The sequence below is a fragment of the Dactylosporangium sp. NPDC000521 genome (genome assembly GCF_042898305.1).
Lineage (GTDB): Bacteria > Actinomycetota > Actinomycetes > Mycobacteriales > Micromonosporaceae > Dactylosporangium.
Genome location: NZ_JBIAYW010000005.1, coordinates 354,912 through 373,283, shown reverse-complemented (window position 1 = coordinate 373,283; position 18,372 = coordinate 354,912). Strand labels below are relative to the sequence as shown.

Annotated in this window: 18 protein-coding genes and 1 pseudogene; 9 read left to right on the top strand and 10 right to left on the bottom strand. The window is 73.9% G+C overall.

Features of this window, described 5'->3' with window-relative positions; all coding sequences use genetic code 11:
* Positions 1-5 precede the first annotated feature (5 nt).
* The 4 genes from ACFY3L_RS19730 to ACFY3L_RS19715 all read right to left on the bottom strand — a co-directional run bounded on the left by ACFY3L_RS19730 (position 6) and on the right by ACFY3L_RS19715 (position 5,543).
* Positions 6-2,606 carry a helix-turn-helix transcriptional regulator gene (locus ACFY3L_RS19730; RefSeq protein WP_389325548.1) on the bottom strand — a complete coding sequence of 867 codons (2,601 nt, stop codon included), beginning with the start codon at positions 2,604-2,606 and terminating at the stop codon, positions 6-8.
* Positions 2,607-2,669: 63 nt separating this feature from the next.
* The gene (locus ACFY3L_RS19725) at positions 2,670-2,948 is read right to left on the bottom strand and encodes a DUF4242 domain-containing protein (RefSeq protein WP_389325545.1); all 279 of its coding nucleotides are present in this window, start codon (positions 2,946-2,948) and stop codon (positions 2,670-2,672) included.
* Between the two features lie 53 nt (positions 2,949-3,001).
* Complete coding sequence (locus tag ACFY3L_RS19720) at positions 3,002-4,339, bottom strand: hypothetical protein (protein WP_389325542.1); 1,338 nt, start codon at positions 4,337-4,339, stop codon at positions 3,002-3,004.
* A 433-nt stretch (positions 4,340-4,772) separates the two neighbouring features.
* Positions 4,773-5,543: an alpha/beta fold hydrolase gene (locus tag ACFY3L_RS19715; protein WP_389325539.1), complete on the bottom strand. Its 771-nt coding sequence runs from the start codon at positions 5,541-5,543 to the stop codon at positions 4,773-4,775.
* A 53-nt stretch (positions 5,544-5,596) separates the two neighbouring features.
* Between ACFY3L_RS19715 and ACFY3L_RS19710 the strand changes: the two genes are divergently transcribed.
* The gene (locus ACFY3L_RS19710) at positions 5,597-6,214 is read left to right on the top strand and encodes a TetR/AcrR family transcriptional regulator (RefSeq protein WP_389325536.1); all 618 of its coding nucleotides are present in this window, start codon (positions 5,597-5,599) and stop codon (positions 6,212-6,214) included.
* Positions 6,211-7,638: a flavin-containing monooxygenase gene (locus ACFY3L_RS19705; RefSeq protein ID WP_389325533.1), complete on the top strand. Its 1,428-nt coding sequence runs from the start codon at positions 6,211-6,213 to the stop codon at positions 7,636-7,638. Before ACFY3L_RS19710 ends, ACFY3L_RS19705 begins: the two co-directional genes overlap by 4 nt.
* Here the strand turns inward: ACFY3L_RS19705 and ACFY3L_RS19700 are convergent.
* A complete protein-coding gene (locus ACFY3L_RS19700) occupies positions 7,620-8,255 on the bottom strand; it encodes an acetoacetate decarboxylase family protein (protein ID WP_389325530.1) in 636 nt (211 codons plus the stop codon). The two genes, ACFY3L_RS19705 and ACFY3L_RS19700, sit on opposite strands and share 19 nt — an antisense overlap.
* A 174-nt stretch (positions 8,256-8,429) precedes the next feature.
* On the opposite strand from ACFY3L_RS19700, the gene ACFY3L_RS19695 reads away from it, so the two are divergent.
* Both ACFY3L_RS19695 and ACFY3L_RS19690 read left to right on the top strand, forming a co-directional pair.
* Positions 8,430-9,398, top strand: coding sequence for a hypothetical protein (locus ACFY3L_RS19695; RefSeq protein WP_389325527.1), 969 nt, complete (start codon positions 8,430-8,432; stop codon positions 9,396-9,398).
* A gap of 122 nt (positions 9,399-9,520) precedes the next feature.
* Positions 9,521-9,832: an STAS domain-containing protein gene (locus ACFY3L_RS19690; RefSeq protein ID WP_389325525.1), complete on the top strand. Its 312-nt coding sequence runs from the start codon at positions 9,521-9,523 to the stop codon at positions 9,830-9,832.
* Here the strand turns inward: ACFY3L_RS19690 and ACFY3L_RS19685 are convergent.
* The gene (locus tag ACFY3L_RS19685) at positions 9,804-11,033 is read right to left on the bottom strand and encodes an acyltransferase family protein (protein WP_389325522.1); all 1,230 of its coding nucleotides are present in this window, start codon (positions 11,031-11,033) and stop codon (positions 9,804-9,806) included. The genes ACFY3L_RS19690 and ACFY3L_RS19685 overlap by 29 nt on opposite strands.
* A gap of 273 nt (positions 11,034-11,306) precedes the next feature.
* On the opposite strand from ACFY3L_RS19685, the gene ACFY3L_RS19680 reads away from it, so the two are divergent.
* Complete coding sequence (locus tag ACFY3L_RS19680; RefSeq protein ID WP_389325520.1) at positions 11,307-12,194, top strand: cobalamin-binding protein; 888 nt, start codon at positions 11,307-11,309, stop codon at positions 12,192-12,194.
* Positions 12,195-12,263: 69 nt separating this feature from the next.
* On the opposite strand, the gene ACFY3L_RS19675 is transcribed toward ACFY3L_RS19680, so the two are convergent.
* The gene (locus ACFY3L_RS19675; protein WP_360562411.1) at positions 12,264-12,467 is read right to left on the bottom strand and encodes a cold-shock protein; all 204 of its coding nucleotides are present in this window, start codon (positions 12,465-12,467) and stop codon (positions 12,264-12,266) included.
* A gap of 203 nt (positions 12,468-12,670) precedes the next feature.
* On the opposite strand from ACFY3L_RS19675, the gene ACFY3L_RS19670 reads away from it, so the two are divergent.
* Complete coding sequence (locus tag ACFY3L_RS19670) at positions 12,671-13,255, top strand: hypothetical protein (protein ID WP_389325517.1); 585 nt, start codon at positions 12,671-12,673, stop codon at positions 13,253-13,255.
* Here ACFY3L_RS19670 and ACFY3L_RS19665 read toward each other — a convergent pair.
* Positions 13,252-13,803 carry a siderophore-interacting protein gene (locus ACFY3L_RS19665; RefSeq protein WP_389325514.1) on the bottom strand — a complete coding sequence of 184 codons (552 nt, stop codon included), beginning with the start codon at positions 13,801-13,803 and terminating at the stop codon, positions 13,252-13,254. The two genes, ACFY3L_RS19670 and ACFY3L_RS19665, sit on opposite strands and share 4 nt — an antisense overlap.
* Positions 13,804-13,813: 10 nt before the next feature.
* Between ACFY3L_RS19665 and ACFY3L_RS19660 the strand changes: the two are divergent.
* Positions 13,814-14,524 (top strand): annotated as a pseudogene (locus ACFY3L_RS19660) (ABC transporter ATP-binding protein); the annotation flags it as partial.
* 160 nt (positions 14,525-14,684) lie between these two features.
* Here the strand turns inward: ACFY3L_RS19660 and ACFY3L_RS19655 are convergent.
* Positions 14,685-15,155 carry an NUDIX hydrolase gene (locus tag ACFY3L_RS19655; RefSeq protein WP_389325511.1) on the bottom strand — a complete coding sequence of 157 codons (471 nt, stop codon included), beginning with the start codon at positions 15,153-15,155 and terminating at the stop codon, positions 14,685-14,687.
* 115 nt (positions 15,156-15,270) lie between these two features.
* Positions 15,271-16,431, bottom strand: coding sequence for an RNA-guided endonuclease InsQ/TnpB family protein (locus tag ACFY3L_RS19650; protein WP_389325508.1), 1,161 nt, complete (start codon positions 16,429-16,431; stop codon positions 15,271-15,273).
* A gap of 138 nt (positions 16,432-16,569) precedes the next feature.
* Here ACFY3L_RS19650 and ACFY3L_RS19645 point away from each other — a divergent pair, with 138 nt between their 5' ends.
* Both ACFY3L_RS19645 and ACFY3L_RS19640 read left to right on the top strand, forming a co-directional pair.
* Positions 16,570-17,847 carry an alpha-hydroxy-acid oxidizing protein gene (locus tag ACFY3L_RS19645; protein WP_389325506.1) on the top strand — a complete coding sequence of 426 codons (1,278 nt, stop codon included), beginning with the start codon at positions 16,570-16,572 and terminating at the stop codon, positions 17,845-17,847.
* A gap of 65 nt (positions 17,848-17,912) precedes the next feature.
* The gene (locus tag ACFY3L_RS19640; protein WP_389325504.1) at positions 17,913-18,317 is read left to right on the top strand and encodes a hypothetical protein; all 405 of its coding nucleotides are present in this window, start codon (positions 17,913-17,915) and stop codon (positions 18,315-18,317) included.
* Positions 18,318-18,372 lie beyond the last annotated feature (55 nt).

The following is an 18,372-nucleotide window of genomic DNA, read 5'->3' as shown; positions in this document are numbered from 1 at the left end:
CCCCGTCAGGACAGCTTCAGCGCCTCCGCCTGGGCCATGACGGTGCGGCGGCTGGTGAGGCCGAGCTTCGTCAGTACCGCGGAGACGTGATGGTCGGCGGTCTTCACCGAGATGAAGAGCTTGCCGGCGATCTCGGCGTTGGTGAGGCCGCGGGCGACGAGCTTCGCCACGTCGAGCTGGCGGTTGGTGAGGCCGGCCGGGTTCGCGCGGGTCTCGGCCCGCGGGCGCTGCGGCAGCTGGGCGACGCCCCGGCGGCGCAGGCCGAGGCGCAGCCGGTCGGCGACGGCGGTCGCGCCGAGCAGGTCGAGCCGCTCGATGGCCTGCACCTGGTCGTCGACGTCGGGCGCGTCGGCGAGGGCCAGGGCCTCGTCGTAGGGGGCGCCGGCCCGCCGCCACCAGTCGGCGGCGTCGTGGTGGTGCCCGCTCAGCATGAGCCGGTGCGGCTCCGCGATGTGCGCCAGCACCTGGGGGGCATCGATGCGCGCCTCGACGCCGAGCCGGCACAGCCACACGGCGAGGTCGCCGGCGACCCATGCGGTCGCGGGCGTCCCGACGGCGGCGGCGAGCACGGCCGGGGCCGCCGCGAGCCGCGGGTCGTCCGCGCCGGTGAGCCAGGCGCGTTCGGCGAGCGCGGCGAGGACCGGCAGGCGGCGCAGCGGCTCGTCGAGGCGCTCGGCGACAGCCCAGGCGGCGTCGAGGTGGTCCGTCACGACGTCGGCGGCGCCGGCCGCACCGGGCGCACCGGACGGGCTGACGGCGCCGTCGCGGCGCAGCGGCAGCAGCGCGCTGATCAGGTGCGGCCACAGCGTGGCCAGGGGCATGCCGTCGCGGGCGAGGACGTCCGCGGCGTCCTCCGCGGCGGCGCTCCACCGCCCGCCGACGAACCGCAGCCGCGCCCGGACGGCGGTCTGCCAGTGGTTGCAGATCGGGATGTCCCGGGCGATCGTGAAGGCGAGGGACTCCTCCAGGACGCGCTCGGCCTCGCGGAGGCGGCGCTGCTCGACGTCGAGGTAGCTGAGGTTCGAGTAGCCGGTGGAGGCGAGCTCGTCGAGGCCGTGCGCCTTCGCGTCCTCGATGAGGGTGAGCAGCCGGTCACGGGCGCCGGCGGCGCCGAGCCCGAGCGCGGCCGCCGCCCCGACGACGGCGGTGCGCAGGGCGAGGGTGGTGTCGCCGGCCGCCTCGGCGATGCGGCTCGCGTCGGCGCAGTGGCGGGCGGCGAGCTCCTGGTCGCTGCGTAGGAAGGCGAGGTATCCCTTGATGAACTGGGCGCCGCCGGCGTGCGAGGGGGCGGCCGACGCGGCCCGGTCGGCGTGATACTCGGCCTGCTGGCGGCGCGCGCTGTAGTACTCGAACAGCGCGCACGACTCGTGCGCGGACGCCAGCCCGGCGCGGTCGCCGGCCGCGTGCCACAGCGGGAAGGTCGCGGTGACGCTGCCGATGGCCTCCTCCAGGCTGCTCGTCATGTACTGCTCGTAGCCGAGCCGGGTCAGGACGCGGGCCCGCTCGCCGGGCGGGGCGCCGTGCAGGTTGGCCACCGCGATCCGCAGGAACGCGACCGCGTCGGTGTGGTCGCCGGCGCGGGCGGCCTCCTCGGCGGCGTCCTGCGCGTAGCGGGCGGCGCGGACCGGGTCGGCGGCGGAGACCGCGTGGTGGGTCAGCACGGCCGGGTCCCGGGGCTCCAGCCGCTCCAGGGACTCCAGCAGCCGCGCGTGCAGGCGCGCCGCGCCGCCGGCCGGGATGGTGCTCTCCACCGCGAGCCGGGCGAGCTCGTGCCGGAACACCAGGCCCTGCCGGTCGCGCAGCAGCAGCCCCGTGTCGTGCAGGCGGCGCAGCGTCGGCAGGTCCACGCCGAGCGTGGGCAGCACCCGGTCGGCGAGCCGGTCCGGGGCGGTCGCCGCCAGCTGCAGCACCTCGAGGTCCTCGGCGGCGATCCCGGCGGTGCGGGCGAGCACCGCGTCCCGCACCGTCGCCGGCAGCGGCCGCCCGGGCTCCTTCGCGACCTCCGCGACGAAGAACGGGTTGCCGCCGGTCAGCGGGTGCACCTGGGCGGCGTCGAGGGGCCCGCCACGCAGCAGCATCGCGACGCCGTCGACGGTGAGCGGGTCCAGGCGCAGGGTGGTGAGGCCGTCGAGCTTGGCGAAGTCGCCGAGCAGCGGCCGCAGCTGGTGCTGCGCGCCGATCTCGTCGTCGCGGTAGGTGACGACGAGCGCGCACGGCAGCACCTCGAGCCGGCGGACGAGGAAGCGCAGCACCTCGACCGACGCGCCGTCGATCCAGTGCGCGTCCTCGACGACCAGCACGGTCGGCTCGCCGCGCAGCGCCTCGTAGGCGACCTCGCACGCGGCGGCCGGGTCGGTCAGGTCGGCCGGGCGCAGTCCCGCGATCAGGTCGCGGAACGGGCCGAGCGGCCGCGGGGTGACGAGCGGGTCGCAGCCGCCGCGCAGCACGCGCAGCCCGGCCGCCCGCGCGCACGCGACCTCGACCAGCGCCGACTTGCCGGCGCCGGCCTCGCCGACCAGGGCCACCCCCGCGCCGGTGCCGCCGGCCGCGCCGGCGGTCGCGCCCGCCAGCGCGGCGAGCTCGCGATCCCGTTCGTACAGGTCCATGAGGTGACTGTAGGAGCGGCGCCGCCGGGCATCCAGCCCCGGCGGGCGCCACCCGCGTCCGGTCTAGGCCGCCGACGCGGTCTGCGGGCCGAACTCGTTCGCCACGACGGTGACCAGGTCGGCCGGGAAGCCGCCGCGCCGGGCGTGCTCGAGGATCGTGTCGGCGTCGTCGGTCTCGTGCAGGCAGTAGATCTTGTCGCCGGCGACGTAGCTGGTGACCCACGTGTAGGGCACGCCGAGTGAGTCGACGGCCGCGTTGGAGGTCTTGGCGATCTCGGCCAGCTGCTCCTGGGTGAGGTTCGCGGCGCCCTCGATCTGGCGTTCGATGAGAAAGCGGTGCACTGTGCGCTCCTTGGCTGGTGCTCCGGCGGGGCGCCGGGGCGATGCGTCAAGCCTCACCGCCGGCGGCCGCCCGGACATCGGGAGCACCTACCTATTCGAGGGCGATCCTGCGGCGGGCCCGTCTGGGGAGGACGACGAGCGCGCCGACCCCGGTGAGCAGCAATGCCGTGCCCCACAGCAGGATCCCGCCGTCGCCGGTCTTCGGCAGCGCCTCCCCGGTGACCTCCGACGGGGTCGCCGGCGTCGACTTCACGGTGAACCTCGCGACGATCGTGGTGTCCGCCGGCGACGTCACCGGGTCGTTGCCTTTTGTTGCACTCCGTGCCGACCTGCGGGTGGTCAAACAGGATGTCCGCGACGGTGAGGGTGACGACGCCGGGTGTACCGGCGACGAACTGCCCGGTGAGGGTGGCGCCGGGCACGGTCGCCTGCGCCGCGATCGCGCCGTAGGCCGGGCCGGTGAGCTCCACCGTGCCGGACTGGGCGCCGCTGAGCTTCCCGGTGGCGGTGGGTTTGAGGTCACCGGCGATGATCGGGGCCGGGCCGTTCCTGCCGCCGTTGTCGAAGGTGTACGAGACGGTGACGCTGGCGCCGTGACCCGGGTTCGCCGGTGACATGGTGAGCGTGTGCGTGGCGGTCCAGTCCCGGATCGTGCTGAGCGTCTTGCACTTCATCGTCACCGGCGCGGGCCCGAACGTCTCCGCGGGGGTGACCGCCTCCGTGCTCGACGCCGACGCGCCCGCGCCCGCCGAGGCGGAGGCTGAAGCGGAAGCCGAAACGGACGGTGATGCGGACGCCGACGCCGACGGTGACGCCGAGCCGGACGGGCCGGGGGCGACGACGGCGGACGCGGTGACCGGCGTGTCGACCGGCACCGCCCTGTGGTCACGGTCGCCGCTCGCCGAGCAGTACGTGGTGGCGGTCGTGTTGGCGAACGCGACCTGGCGCACCACCAGCGGCACCGTGCCCGCCGCCGTCGCCGTGTACGTGCCGGTGGCGCTGATCGGGCCGAGCGGCACCCCGGCGGCCTTCGCCGACGCCGGGTACGCGGCCTGGCCGAGGGTGACGGTCCCGGTCTGCGCGCCGCCGAGGGCGACGGTGACCCGCACGGGCACGTCGCCGGCGTTGAGCGGCACCGGGCCGTTGGTCACGCCGGCGACGGCGGCGAGGGTCACCGTCACCGGCTGACCGGCCGCGGAGCTCGCCGGCGACTGGCTGAGCGTGAACGTGCCCGCCCACGTGGTCGGCGACGTGCCGGTCCCGGCGTCACTGAAGTACAGCCGGCACCCCAGCGACGCGTCCACCGGCGCCGCGGCGGCCGTTCCGGTGACCACGGCGAGGCCGGTGGCGGCCACGGCGAGCGCCGCGGCGGCCGTCGCGATGCGGCGCATGCCGCTCACCTCCCTTCCACGGTGCGGCGCCGGCGGGCCGGGAGGACGACGAGGAGCCCGATCCCGAGCGTGAGCAGCGCCGGCGGGCCGGGAGGACGACGACCGGCTCGTCGCCGGGCCGGTCTTCGGCAGGGCCGCCGCCTCCGTCGTGGCCGCCGGGGCGGCGGCCTGGGTGGTCGCCTGCGCGGCCGCGCCGAACGTCGGCCGCACCGACGCCTTGTTGGCGGCGATCTCGCCGGCGTTCCCGCCGGAGGGTGGAGCACCCGCAGGTCGGCCGGCGTGGACCTCGTGTCTTCGAGCATCCACTGGGCGGCCCGGTGCGACTGTTGCATCTGCTGGACGAACGGCAGCACGACCAACGGCACCCAGCTGGCGGTCCGGACCTGCAATGGCAACGCCGACCAGCGTCCGAACTCCCTGGCTTCGGCTCGGGTCAGGTGGTGCCGGCGGTGGTCCGGATCAGGGTGGCGCAGGTGTCCGGGTCGTCGGAGAACGGGAGGTGGCCGCAGCCCTTGAGGCTGACGTGGCTGGCGTGCGGCAGGGCTGCGGCGGCGCGGCGGGACTGGAAGGCGGGGAGGATCGCGTCGCGGGTGCCCCAGGCGACGGTGACCGGGATGGTGGCGAGGGCGCCGGGATCGGTGAAGCGGTGCCCGGCGAAGGCGGACCTGGCGGCGCGGAACGCGGGGGCGGCGACCAGGGCGTCGACATCGGCGAGGCACACCGCGGGGTCGAGGCGGGCGGGGTGGCCGAAGAACAGGCCGAACAGGGCGATCCTGCCCGCCGCCGTCGACGCGAGGGCGGGCAGCACCGGGCGGGTGAGGCGGCCGAGGGTGCGGGCGGCGGTCACCGAGGCCTGGCACCAGCGGCGGGAGAGCGGGCCCCAGAAGCCGATCGGGGCGAACGCCGTCACCGACCGGGCCACGCCGCGCCGGCCGAGCTCGAGCGCGACCCCACCGCCGAGCGAGCTCCCCGCCACATGGAAGGACGGACCCGCGAACCGGACCACAGCGTCGGCCAGGGACCGTACGTCCGCGGCGCCGGTCGTACAGGAGGCGCCGAAGCCGGGAAGGTCCAGCGCCACGACGTCGAAGTGAGGCCGGAGGGCGGGCAGGACCGGGTCCCACAGCTGCCGGCGGCTGCCGATGCCGTGGATCAGGACCAGGGGTGGACCGGTGCCGGACCGGTGGTGCGACAGCTCCGTCACGAGGCCACCGTACGTTGTTGACAGTCAGCCAACAACAGGGCACGGTGGCTGCCATGCGGATGAGCGGGGAGCCCGCCGAGCGGGGGCGGCGGCTGGAGCCTGACGTCAGGCGGGAGCAGATCCTCGCCGTCGCGGTGCGGCTGTTCGGGGAGCGGGCCTATGCGGACGTGTCCACCACCGACATCGCCGAGGCGGCCGGGGTCGCCCGCGGGCTGATCAACCACTACTTCGGCACGAAGAAGGGCCTGTTCGTCGAGGCCGTCCGGGTGCTCGTCACGATCCCCGCGGTCGCCGTGGCGCAGCTGCCCGAGGGTGACCTGGCGACCAGGGTCGACGCCAGCGTCACCTGGTTCCTCGACGTGGTGTCCCGGCACAGCCGGTCGTGGCTCGCCGCGGTCGACGGCGGTGGGATCGGGCGCGATCCGGACATCGAGCGGGTTCTCCGCGAGGCCGACGACATCGCCGCCGACAGCATCCTGGTGGCGGTCGGGCTCGACCGGCAGGAAGACCACCGTGACGAGCTGCGGGCGATGGTCCGGGCCTACTGCGGGCTGGCCAAGGCGACCGCCCGCGAGTGGCTGGAGCGCGGCGTGCTCAGCCGGGACCAGGTGCACGTGCTGCTGTCGACCAGCCTCGTCACGCTCGTGGAGCAGGTGTTCAGGAAGCTATGACGCGGATTCTGGTCGTCGGCGCCGGGTTCGGCGGGATCGCGGTCGCGCACCTGTTGCGTGAGGCCGGGTTCCGCGATCTGACCATTGTGGACAAGGCGGGTGGCGTCGGCGGGGTGTGGCGCGACAACACGTATCCGGGCTGCGCGTGCGACATCCCGGCGCCGCTGTACTCGTACTCGTTCGCGCTCAACCCCGGCTGGTCGCAGCGCTTCCCGCCGCAGGCGGAGATCCTCGGCTATCTCCAGCGGTGCGTCCGGGACTTCGGCCTGGAGCCGCACCTGCGGCTCGGCACCGAGGTCGTGGCCGCCGCCTGGACCGGCGAGCGGTGGCGGGTGTCGTACGACAGCGGCGAGACCGACGAGTTCGACGTGCTCATTCCGGCGATGGGGCAGCTGTCGCGGCCGGTGGTCCCGGTGCTGCCGGGCGCGGAGGAGTTCACCGGGCCGGCGATGCACACGGCGCGCTGGGACCCCGGCGTCGACCTGACCGGCAAGCGGGTCGGCGTCATCGGCACGGGTGCCAGCGCGATCCAGCTGGTGCCGGCGATCGCGCCGCACGCCGCGCGGGTCACCGTCTTCCAGCGCACGGCGCCGTGGACGCTGCCGAAGCCGAACCGGCGGTACGGCGGCTGGCGGCGGGCGCTCAACCGCAGGGTCCCCGCGGTGATGCGGGCCGCGCGGGCCGGCACGTGGCTGCTCACCGTCGTGACGGGCAAGGCCGTGACCGGCAACCGGCCGGCGCGCCTCGCGGTCTGGGCCCTGTCCAGCGCACAGCGCGTGGTGCAGGCGCGCGGCATCCGGAAGCGGGTCACGCCGGACTACGCGATGGGCTGCAAGCGGGTGCTGTTCACCGGCGACTGGTTCCGGACCCTGCGCCGCCCCGACGTCGACCTGGTGACCACCGGCATCGAGCGGCTGACCGCGCAGGGCGTCCGCACGCAGGACGGCGCCGTGCACGAGTGCGACGTCCTGGTGTACGGCACCGGCTTCGCGGCCACCGAGTTCCTCGTGCCGGTGCGGATCGCCGGGCGGGACGGGCGCGCCCTGCACGACGAGTGGCGCGGCGGCGCCTACGCGCACCTCGGCATCGCGGTGCCGGGCTTTCCGAACATGTTCCTGATGTACGGGCCGAACACCAATACCGGCAACACGTCGGTGGTGTATTTCCACGAGGCGCAGGCCCGCTACATCGTGCAGGCGGTGCGGATGCTGGCGGGCAGGGGTCCGGTGGAGGTGCGGGCGGAGGTCGCGGGCGCGTTCGACGCCGAGATGCAGCGCCGGCTCGGCGACAGCGTCTGGGTGGGCTGCGACAGCTGGTACCGCACGGACGGCGGGCGCGTCGTCACCAACTGGCCGGGGATGGCGGCCGAGTACGCGGCGCGCACGGCCCACCTGAGCGAAGCGGACTACTCGCCAGCGCGCTGAGGCGAGCCGAACCGCATCCGGAAGTCGCCGGCGACGAACGACAGCAGCGGCCGGCGGCCGGCGAGGAACCGCAGCGGCCCGTCGGGCGCGATCGTCCACGCGACGCGGGCGGGGCCGTAGCGCGCGGCCGAGCGCACCGGGGTCGTCTCGGCGCGCCCCGCGAGGGCCTGCACGACCCGGAACCCGGCCGGCAGCCGCGGCGGCAGCCCGTCCCCGCGCGGCAGGGTCGCCGACGCGATCGGCCCGTCCGCGGCGGACGCCGAGGCGGGGCCGGACGAGGACGGGATCGTCAGGTCGGCGAGGTCCTTCGGGATGCCCCAGAGCTCCCGGCCGCCGTCCCGGGACGCGACGCTGTCCACCCAGATGTGCGTGATGGTGACGCGCGGCCGCCAGCCGGCCCGGGTCAGCACGGCCGAGAGCAGCTCCTGGTATGCCATGTCGCCGCCGGGCCGGTAGTCGACCCACGCGGTGCCGACGAACGCCCGCCTTCCGGCGCGCAGCACCCGGACCGCGCCGTCCAGCTCCGGCGGCAGCGCCGGCACGGCGCCGACCGGCACGGCCCACACGGACACGTGCATCCGGCCACGCAGCGACCACGGCGAAGGTGGATACGACATCGACGGGCTTCCCTCCACGACGGGACTCTACGCCTCTTGACAGCCTGCCAACAAGCGGAGGTCAATCGATCCTCAGGAAACAGCGTTTCGTCCAGCGATACACGTCAGGAGGTAAGCGCTCGCTGTTCTCCAACCGGCCGACCGCGCTGTCCGCCCCTGCTCATCGCCGTCACGGTGAGCCTGTCCGCACCCGCCCGGGCCGCGACGGCGGCCGGCACCTGGACCCAGGTCAGCAACACCGTCGACGTCCCGCGCGCCGGGCTGACCTACCACCCGTCGGCGGACTGGTTCCTGCCCGCCGGCACCGCCAAGGGCCTGGTCCACCTGCAGCACGGGTTCTCCCGCTCCAACGGCAACCTGGCCGACCTCGCCGAGCACTACGCCGCGGCCGGGTTCGTCGTGTTCGCGCCGACACTGCCGTCCGCCGGCATCTTCGGCTGCACGGTCAGCAACCTCGGCAACAACGACCCGTTCCTGAACAACGTCGCGACCTGGCTCGGGCAGGCGAACTCCTCGGGCGGCACGCTCGCCCGTCGTCCCGGCCACACCCGGGTCATCTTCGGCGTCCCCGGCCTCCACGCCGACGGCGCCGAGGCGACCTGGACCGTCGCCTGGGCCGCCGCGGAGAACGCCCGCACCGGCTCGCCGCTCAAGGGCCAGATCGACGCGGGCACGCTGCTGCTCACGGGTCACTCGTTCGGCGGCGCCGCCGGGCTCGGCCTGACCACGGGCCCGTCCACGCCACCGTTCACCGACGTGCCGGTCCCCGCGCCGTCGCAGCTGCGGGCGGCCGCGTTCTACGGCACCGACAACGCCGCCCCCGGCTCGCCGGGGATCCCGCCGGTCGCCAACACCGTCCCGGTCGCGCTGATCCAGGGCGCCGCGGACGGCATCGGCAGCCCCGCGAACGGCCTCGGCACCTGCGCGGTCCTGCAGGGCGTGCCGAAGCTGTACGTGAGTGTCGCCGGCGCCCGGCCCGACCTGTCGCCGCAGACCCTGAACCAGGCGGCGGGTGTGGAGAACATCGCCCGGTGGGCCGCGCTGTGGCTGCGCGCCCAGCTCGGCGACCCGGTCGGTGCCGCCTGGGTCTACGGCATCGGCGACGCCGTCGACGCCGGCGTCGAGACCCAGTTCGTGCGCTGAACACCCGGGGCGGGGGCGCTTCGCCGCGCCCCCGCCGCGTCGCTTGCCGGATGACAACGAACCACCGCTGAGCAGGGCAGATAGGGTTCACCGATCCGGAGTTGGGACGGTGCTCGGTGGACATGAGCCTGCACGTGCAAGGACGCATCGGTGGCGGCATCGTCATCGTGGCCCGGGGCGAGCTCGACTACGGTGCCACGGACCGGTTCCGCCGCTGCGTCGAGCGGGCGCTGCAGCCGCCGCCGGGCACGCTGCACCTCGACCTGCGCCTCGTCACGTTCGTCGACTCCAGCGGCATCGGCGCCCTGGTGGCCGCGCAGCGGCTGGCCGAGCACGCCGGCTCGCGGCTGGTGCTGGAGCACCCGTCGGCCGCGTTGCTGCGCGCGCTGCGCAGCGCCGGCCTGATCAGTCTCTTCGGCCTCCCACCACAATAGGTCCGTCCCCGGTGACAGGAGCGTCCGCGGCGGCACCCGGGCCGGTCGGCTGGGCCGGCACCTTCGCGACGGTGCGCGTGCGGCGCGGCGTCCAGTCCTTGAACGCGAGCGCGCGCCGCTCGATCAGGTGCCATGACAGCGCGGCGGCGCCGAACGCGGCGGTCAGGGACATCGCGATGTAGGGCACGTACCCCCACCGGTTCCAGCCGAGGCCGGCGAGGACCTGCTGGCCGATGAACCCGTAGATGTAGACGCCGTAGGAGTAGTCGTTGCGCCGGCCGATCCACCGCAGCCCGGCCGGCAGCCGCACGGACGCCCAGACCAGCGTGTACACCAGGGCCGGGAACCCGATCACGAAGAAGCCGCCGAGCAGCAGTGACCCGGCGAGGGCGGCGAGGGCGGCGAACCCGGCGCCGTCATGGATGACGACCCGGTCGCGGTACAGCTCCATCACCGCCCCGGCGAGGAACAGCAGCCCCAGGTACATGAGCCAGTGGAACGACACCTCGCCCAGCAGCGGCAGGTGCACCTGTCCGTAGTGCGGGGTCGGCGGCCCCGTCAGCGGGCGGCCCTGGATCTGGTCGGTGACGACGACGCCGTACAGCGCGAGGGCGAGGCACACGACCAGCCACCGCCTGCGGTGCAGCACCGCGGTGACGGCGAGCGTCCCGGCCACGGCGTAGCAGAGCACCTCGTACACCAGCGACCACAGCGCACCGTCGAACACGCTGCCGCCGGACTGCCGCCCCCAGGGGGTGGACGCACCGAGCAGGTCGTGGATGCCGTACTGGCGGACGCCGGTGAACCAGTTGCCGGTGACGTACTGCAGCGGCCCCTTCGGCCCGGACCAGAACCCCCGGAGCGTCCCCCACTCGTGCAACGCGACGAGCGGCGCGACCACGAACGCCGTCACGAGCAGGCACACCCACAGCGCCGGCAGGATGCGCAGCATCCGGTGCCACACGAACCGGCCGATCGTCGTGCGCGCCGCGCTGCGCGTGATGAGAAGCCCCGAAAGCACGAAGAAACCGAACACCGCGAGGGTGCCGGTGTTGGTCTGCCCCCGGAACAGCGACTCGCCGAGATCCTCCCAGCCGAAGCCGAGCGACGTGCCGTGCGTGAACACGACCAGGACCGCCAGGCCCAGCCGGATCGCGCCGATCCCGTTGTCCCGCCCCGAATACAGCTGCTCGAGCGTCACGGGCCTGCGCCCGTGCCGCGACCGTGACCGCACTCGCGTCACCACATACCTCTCCCTCGCGCAAGCGCGACGGGTAGGGACGCGGGCCGGGCGGACCAGCGTCAGACCTCGCTGACAATCGCGGATTTCACGGGGGGATTGACGCGAGCGCCGCGTCCTCGAAGAGGCTATCCCACCGATCCCGTGACGCAGGGTGAATGGGGGGCGGCAGGACGGTGAAGTGTCACCGGGTGAATCCCGGCGCGCGTTCACTCACCCGTTAGTCTGGCGGGCGTGCGCCTGGTGTCGTTGCTGCCGTCCGCGACGGAGATCGTCTACGCGCTTGGACTCGGCGACGACCTGGTCGGCGTGACGTTCGAGTGCGACGAGCCGCCGGCCGCGCGGACCGGCAAGACCGTGGTCGTCGGCGGGCGCGACACCCGCGGGATGGCGCCGGCGGAGATCGACGCGTATGTGCGGGAGCGGTTCGCGGCGGGCGAGGACCTTTACACGCTGCACGCCGGCGCCCTGGCCGCGCTCGACCCGGAGCTGATCCTGACGCAGGACCTGTGCCGGGTGTGCGCGCTGCCGTCCGGGCACGTGTCCGACGCCCTGGAGCACCTCGGCTGCCGCGCCGACGTGCTGTCGCTCGACCCGCACTCCCTGGAGGAAGTACTCGGCACGATCGTGGCGGTCGCCGCCCGCGCCGGGGTGCCGGACCGGGCGGCCCGGCTGGTCGCGGGCCTGCGGGCGCGGCTGGACGCGGTCGCGGCGGCGGTCGCCGGGCGCCCGCGGCCGCGGGTGCTCGTCGTGGAGTGGGTCGACCCGCCGTTCACCGCCGGCCACTGGGTGCCGGATCTGGTGACGGCCGCCGGCGGGGAGCCGGTCGCGGCGCATCCCGGCGCGCGGTCGCAGGCGACGACCTGGGACACGCTGACCGCGGCGAGGCCGGACGTGGTCGTGGTGGCGCCGTGCGGGTTCCACCTCGACGGCGCCGCCGAGCAGGCCCGGCTCGTCGCGCCGCGCTTCCCGGACGCCGCCGTGTGGGCGATCGACGCCGACGGCATCGTGGTGCGGCCCGGCCCGCGGCTCGTCGACGGGGTGGAGGCGCTCGCCGCGCTGCTGCACCCGGACGCCTGCCCTCAGCAATGGCGACGGGCCCGCGCCACGCCCATCAGCTGAGCGTCGCACGGGCCCGTCATGCAAGCGGTCACCGGCAGGTGCGCGGCTTCCGGAGCAGGATGGAGAAGGTCAGAGACCGCGGACGTTGTCCGCCTGCGGGCCCTTCTGGCCCTGGGTCACGTCGTATTCGACCTTCTGGCCCTCGGTGAGCTCGCGGTAGCCGCTGCTCGCGATGGCCGAGTAGTGCACGAAGACGTCCGCGCCGCCGTCGTCCTGCTGGATGAAGCCGAAGCCCTTTTCGGAGTTGAACCACTTCACGGTACCGCTAGCCACACGTTCCTCCTGAAACACGGCGAGTCCTGCCGGCCATCGTTGCCGGCAGTGAAGACCCCGCCGGGTCTACCGTACTGCCAGCGAGCCGATGGAGACAGCCGGGGATCCACGCCAGTCACCCGAATCCCCTGGTCGTATGAGTCATAAAACGGTCTTTTCGTCGCATTTCATGCCTGCCTGGTCGCCCAATAGGGTGATCTTCTATGAGCGCGATCACCCATCTCGACCTCACGGGCTTCCAACAGGTGGATCAGTACGCCTGGCAGCACGAGCAGGGTCCGGTGATGACGCTGCACTTCTTCGACCTGCGCCCCGACCTGCCGGCCCCGCTGCACGACCCCGCCGCCCTGTTCGCCGGCACGGCCCGGCGGACCGCGGCGGCCGGCGGCGGGCTCATCGACGCGGCCGTCGAGCCGGTCGACGGCGTGCCCGCGCTGCGGCAGGTGGTGAAGGTGCGCCACCCGCAGGGCCACGGCCTGGTGTTCCTCGGCTCCTACACGGTCCCGCGGGCCACCTGCAGCACCGTGCTGAAGCTGCAGGCCGCGGAGACCGGCACGACCGGCGGACGGGAGGCACTCATCTTCGCGAAGCTCGGTCCCGAACGGATGAACAAGCCGTCACCGTTCGCCCCGGACGCCACCGGCGGCCTGCCCTCCCACCACGCCGACGACGAGGAGTACGACGCCGAGTTCCCGCACCACCCGCTGACCGCGACCCGGGCGATGCTGCGCCGGCTGCTGCCCAGCATCCGCCTCGACGAGCGCTTCAAGGCCCTCCCCCCGTTCTAGGCGTTCTGCTGCGCCTCCACGATCAGGTCGTCCTCGGTGGCGCCGCGGCGCCAGTAGCCGGTGAACATGACCCGGCGGCGGTCGATGCCGCGCTCATGGACCAGGTGCCGGCGCACGGACCGCACGACGCCGGGCTCCCCCGCCACCCACGCGTACGGGGTGCCCGGCGGCAGCTCGGCGGCGCGGACCGCGTCCAGGACGCCACCGCCGACCAGCCAGGTCAGCTCGGCGCCTTCGGGGCGGGGCAGGTCCCGTACATCGGCCGCGTCGTGCACCTCGATCCACGCCCGGACCGGCATGGAGGTGCCGATCCACGCCAGGATGCCCGCGAGCGCCGGCACGGCCGTCTCGTCGCCGGTGAGCAGCACCCAGTCGGTGCCCTCCGGCGGGCGGAAGTCGACGCCGCCGTTGTCGGCGACGGTCGGGGCGAGCACGACGGCGCGGTCGCCGGGGCGCGCGTGCCGGGCCCAGGTCGACGCGGGGCCGGCGGTGACCGTGTCGTGCACGGCGAAGTCGACGTCGAACTCGTCGCCGCGCTGCTCCCGCACCGTGTAGGTGCGGTCGACGCTCCTGCGGGCCCTGGCCAGGACGCTGCGCCCCCGGGCCGGCGCCGTGCTGCTCGACGGGCACGACATCCGCACCCGGCCGACCCGCGAGGTCGCCCGGACCCTCGGGCTGCTGTCACAGACGGCGACCGCGCCCGGCGGCATCACCGTCGCCGACCTCGTGGCCCACGGGCGGTACCCGCACCACGGCCCCCTCGGCCCCTGGACCGCCGCCGACCGGCACGCGGTCCGCGACGCGATGGAGGCGACCGGCACCACCGCCCTGGCAACGACCCCGGTCGACGAGCTGTCCGGCGGCCAGCGGCAGCGGGTGTGGATCGCGACGGCCCTGGCCCAGGACACGCCGCTGCTGCTGCTCGACGAGCCGACCACGTACCTCGACGTCACCCACCAGATCGAGGTCCTTGAGCTGTGCGCCCGGCTGCACCGGGACCGCGGCCGCACCCTCGTCGCGGTGCTGCACGACCTGCACCTCTCGGCCCGCTACGCGACGCACCTGATCGCCATGCGCGCCGGCCGGATCGTCGCCGAGGGGACGCCGGCTCAGGTGGTGACGGCGCCGGTCGTCGCGGCGGTCTTCGGCCTGGCCTGCCGCGTCATGCCCGACCCGGAGACCGGAACTCCCATGGTGATCCCGCGCGCTCCCGCCGGATCCGGCGGACCTGCCGCTCGACCCGCACCTCCTGCAGCGCCGTCGCCGTAGCGACCCCGGCGACGGACCCGACGAACCACACGAACGGCGCGGCAACCACCGCGGCGGCGACAGACAGCAGCACGACAACCCTCTCGGTCGGAAGCACTCCATGATGCCTGCCCCGCATTGCGCCCAGGTTGCGGCCCGGTCAGCCCAGGTTGCGACCCCGTCAGGGGCGAGGCGCCGACCACGGGCCGTCCGGGGCCAGGGCCACCAGTACCTCCAGCAGCTGCGGCGGCTGGAGCTCGTCCGGCAGCGACGCCAGGTCCGGCCAGGCGACCCACGCGAATGAGTCGAGCGTCACCTGCTCGTGGGGCAGCAGGCCGGTCCGGACCAGCGGCGGCCGCTCGGTGTCGAACCGGGCGAGGAAGAACTGCTCGATCCCGACGTACCGGACGCCCTTCCACCACGAGTCGCGGGACACCGGCACCCATCGCTCCCCCACGCGCGCCGCGTCGAGGCCCGTCTCCTCGGCAAGCTCCCGCCGCGCCGCCTCGAACGGGGTCTCGCCGGGGTCGATGCCGCCACCGGGCGGCTCCCACAGCCACCTGCCGTCGGAAGGGTCCCGCCACCGCAGCAGCAGCACCCGGTCGGCGGCGTCCAGGCAGATGACCCGCGCGGCGGGCCGGTGCTTCGTCACGCCCCCGACCGTAGCCGCTTTGCCGGCCACCGTCCGATGAGGAAGATGGACAACCTTGACGTCCTCCCCACGTCTGAGGTGGGGATTCCAGCGGTCGCCCGCTGGGCTTCCTGCTTCACCGGCGACTGCCCGTCCGAGATGACTCTCGTTGGGGTCTTACACCGCCTCCACAGGCGGTCACGGAGAGTCCCTCCGCGAGGATGTTGCGGGCCGCGTTGACGTCCCGGTCGTGGACCGTGCCGCACCGGCATATCCACGACCTGACGTGCAGCGGCATCCGCTCAGCGAGCACGCCACAGGTCGAGCACAGTTTGGACGACGGGAACCATCGGTCTACGACGACCAGGGTGCGGCCGTGCCAGTCGGTCTTGTATTCGAGCATGGTGCGGAACTGCCGCCAGGCCACGTCGCTGATGGCGCGGGCCAGGCGATGGTTTCGGATCATGTTGCGGACGGTCAGGTCCTCGACCACGATCGTTTGGTTCTCACGAACGAGCCGAGTACTCAACTTGTGCAGGTGATCCCTGCGCCGGTCGCTGATCCGGGCATGCACGCGGGCCACCTTCAGCCGGGCCTTCGCCCGGTTCGCGGACCCCTTCTCCTTCCTGGCCAGGTCGCGTTGAGCGCGGGCGAGCGCGGCCCGGTCCCGGCACTCATGCTTCGGGTTGACCACCTTCTCACCGGTGGACAGCGTGAGCAGACTGTCCAGGCCGGCGTCGACACCGACCGCACCCGCGGCAGGGACGGACTCGACCCGGTCCTCGCAGAGCAGGGACACGAACCAGCGGCCCGCGGCGTCCTGCGACACGGTCACCGTGGACGGCGATGCTCCCTCCGGCAGGGAACGCGACCACACGATGTCCAGCGGCGCATCCATCTTGGCCAGGGTCAGCCGGCCGTCCCGCCAGCGGAACGCGCTGCTGGTGTACTCCGCCGAGCGACACGACCGCTTCCTGGACTTGAACGTCGGATACCTGGCCCGCTTGGCGAAGAAGTTCGTGAACGCGGACTGCAGGTGACGCAGCGCCTGCTGCAACGGCACCGAGGAGACCTCGTTGAGGAACGACAGCTCCTCAGTCTTCTTCCAGCCGGTGAGCAGCCTGCTGGTGGCGTTGTAGTTGACCCGCTCCTGCCGCATAGCCCACGCCTCGGTGCGAGCCTGCAACGCCATGTTGTACACCAACCGGACAGACCCGAACGTCCGGGCAAGCTCAGCAGCCTGCTCGGCACTCGGGTAGAAGCGGTACTTGAACGCACGCTTCACAGTCCTGGACAAGGCCCATAAGCTAACACGCCAACCAGTGAACGTTACGGCGAGCGCGGGTGGACGCCGAACCGCCTTGGCGGCGGATCGACCTCCCTACCTCCGCTTCCTCCCCGCGGCGAACGCCGCGGGTTTCCACGGAGGTTTCCGATGACCAGCACCCCCGGCCCGGGCCGGCTGAGGCAGAACGCCATCTACCGCGCCGGCGTGCTCGGGCGCGCGCCGGACGTGCCCACCGACGCCGACGAGCTGGAGCGGCGGGCGCGCAGGGCCATGTCGCGGAGGGCCTGGGCGTACGTGGCGGGCGGCGCGGGCGGTGGCGCCACCATGCGACACAACCGGGCCGCGTTCGAGCGGTGGCGGATCGTGCCGCGGATGCTGCACGGCGTCACCACGCGGGACCTCACCACCACGGTGGCCGGCACACCGCTGCGCGCGCCGCTGCTGCTCGCCCCCGTCGGCGCGGGCGCGCTCGTGACGCCGGGCAGCGACGTCCGCATCGCCGAGGGCGCGGCCGCGGCGGGCGTGCCGTACATCTTCTCCAGCCAGGGCTGCGACCCGATGGAGCGCACCGCGGCAAGCATGGGCGACACCCCGTTCTGGCACCAGCTGTACTGGTCGACCGACGAGCGGCTCGTCGACTCGATGATCGGCCGTGCGGAGGACTGCGGCGCCCGCGCGCTCGTCGTCACGCTCGACACGACGCTGCTCGGCTGGCGACCGCAGGACCTCAACCTCGGCTCGCTGCCGTTCGCGCAGGGTCTGGGGATCGCTCAGTACACCTCGGACCCGCGCTTCATGGAGATCGTCCGCGAACGCATGACCGCCCCCGCCGGCAGGCCGCAGGTCACGCTCGGCGCGCTGCGGACGCTGTGGTCGATGGCGCGCAACCACCCCGGAGGCACCGCCGCCAACCTGCGCTCCAAGGAGCCGCGCGCCGCCGTCGAGACCTTCCTCGACATCTACTCCAACCCCGGCCTGAGCTGGCGGCACGTGGAGACGCTGCGCCGCCGCACGAAGCTGCCGATCCTGCTCAAGGGCATCCTGCACCCCGACGACGCGAAGACCGCGGTCGCGGCCGGGGTCGACGGCATCATCGTCTCCAACCACGGCGGCCGGCAGGTCGACCACACGGTCGCCGCCCTCGACGCGCTGGTCGCCGTCCGCGACGCCGTCGGCCCCGACCCGACGGTCCTGTTCGACAGCGGCATCCGCTCCGGCGCGGACGTGTTCGTCGCGCTCGCCCTCGGCGCCGACGCGTGCCTGCTCGGGCGGCCGCACATCTACGGTCTCGCGATCGCCGGTGCAGACGGTGTACGGCAGGTCGCCGAGAACATCGTCGCCGAGCTCGACCTGACGATGGCCCTCACCGGCGTCCCGGACGTCGCCGCCATCACCCGCTCGCTGCTGCGGGAGCACGCCCGGTAGCCGAAGCGTCGTCCTTTCGACAGTCCCCGACCGGCTTCCTCGCCGGCCTCCGCCTGCGGCCGGTCGTGGAGGGCCTCGCCCGCGCCGCGACCTGGCGCCGTCTGTCGGTCTTCGGTCTCATGTACGCCGCGGGCCTCGCCATCCTGCCTCTGACCCCACTCGCCCGCCCGGTCGTCAGCGTCGCCGCCATCGGGTTCGGCGTGACGGCGGTGGCGCTCGCGGCCCGGTCCCGCGCAGTGTCGGCGACGATCGGCGGCATCGGCCGCCGGACCCTGCCGATCTACGTGCTGCACATGCCGGTCCTGGCGATCCTGCACGCCGTGCTCGTCGAGCCGGTGTCGGGCGCGGACCCGGCGATGCGGGTGCTGCTGACCGTCGCTGTCACCTGGATCTGCCTGGTCCTGGAGTGCGGTCTGCCGGCCCCGCTCCTCGATCTGCCGGCCCGGAAAAGTGTCGTACCCGGGGCGTAGCGTCCAGGGCATGACGGGGGTCGGCGGGTTCTTGTGGGGTGTCGTCGCGTGGGCC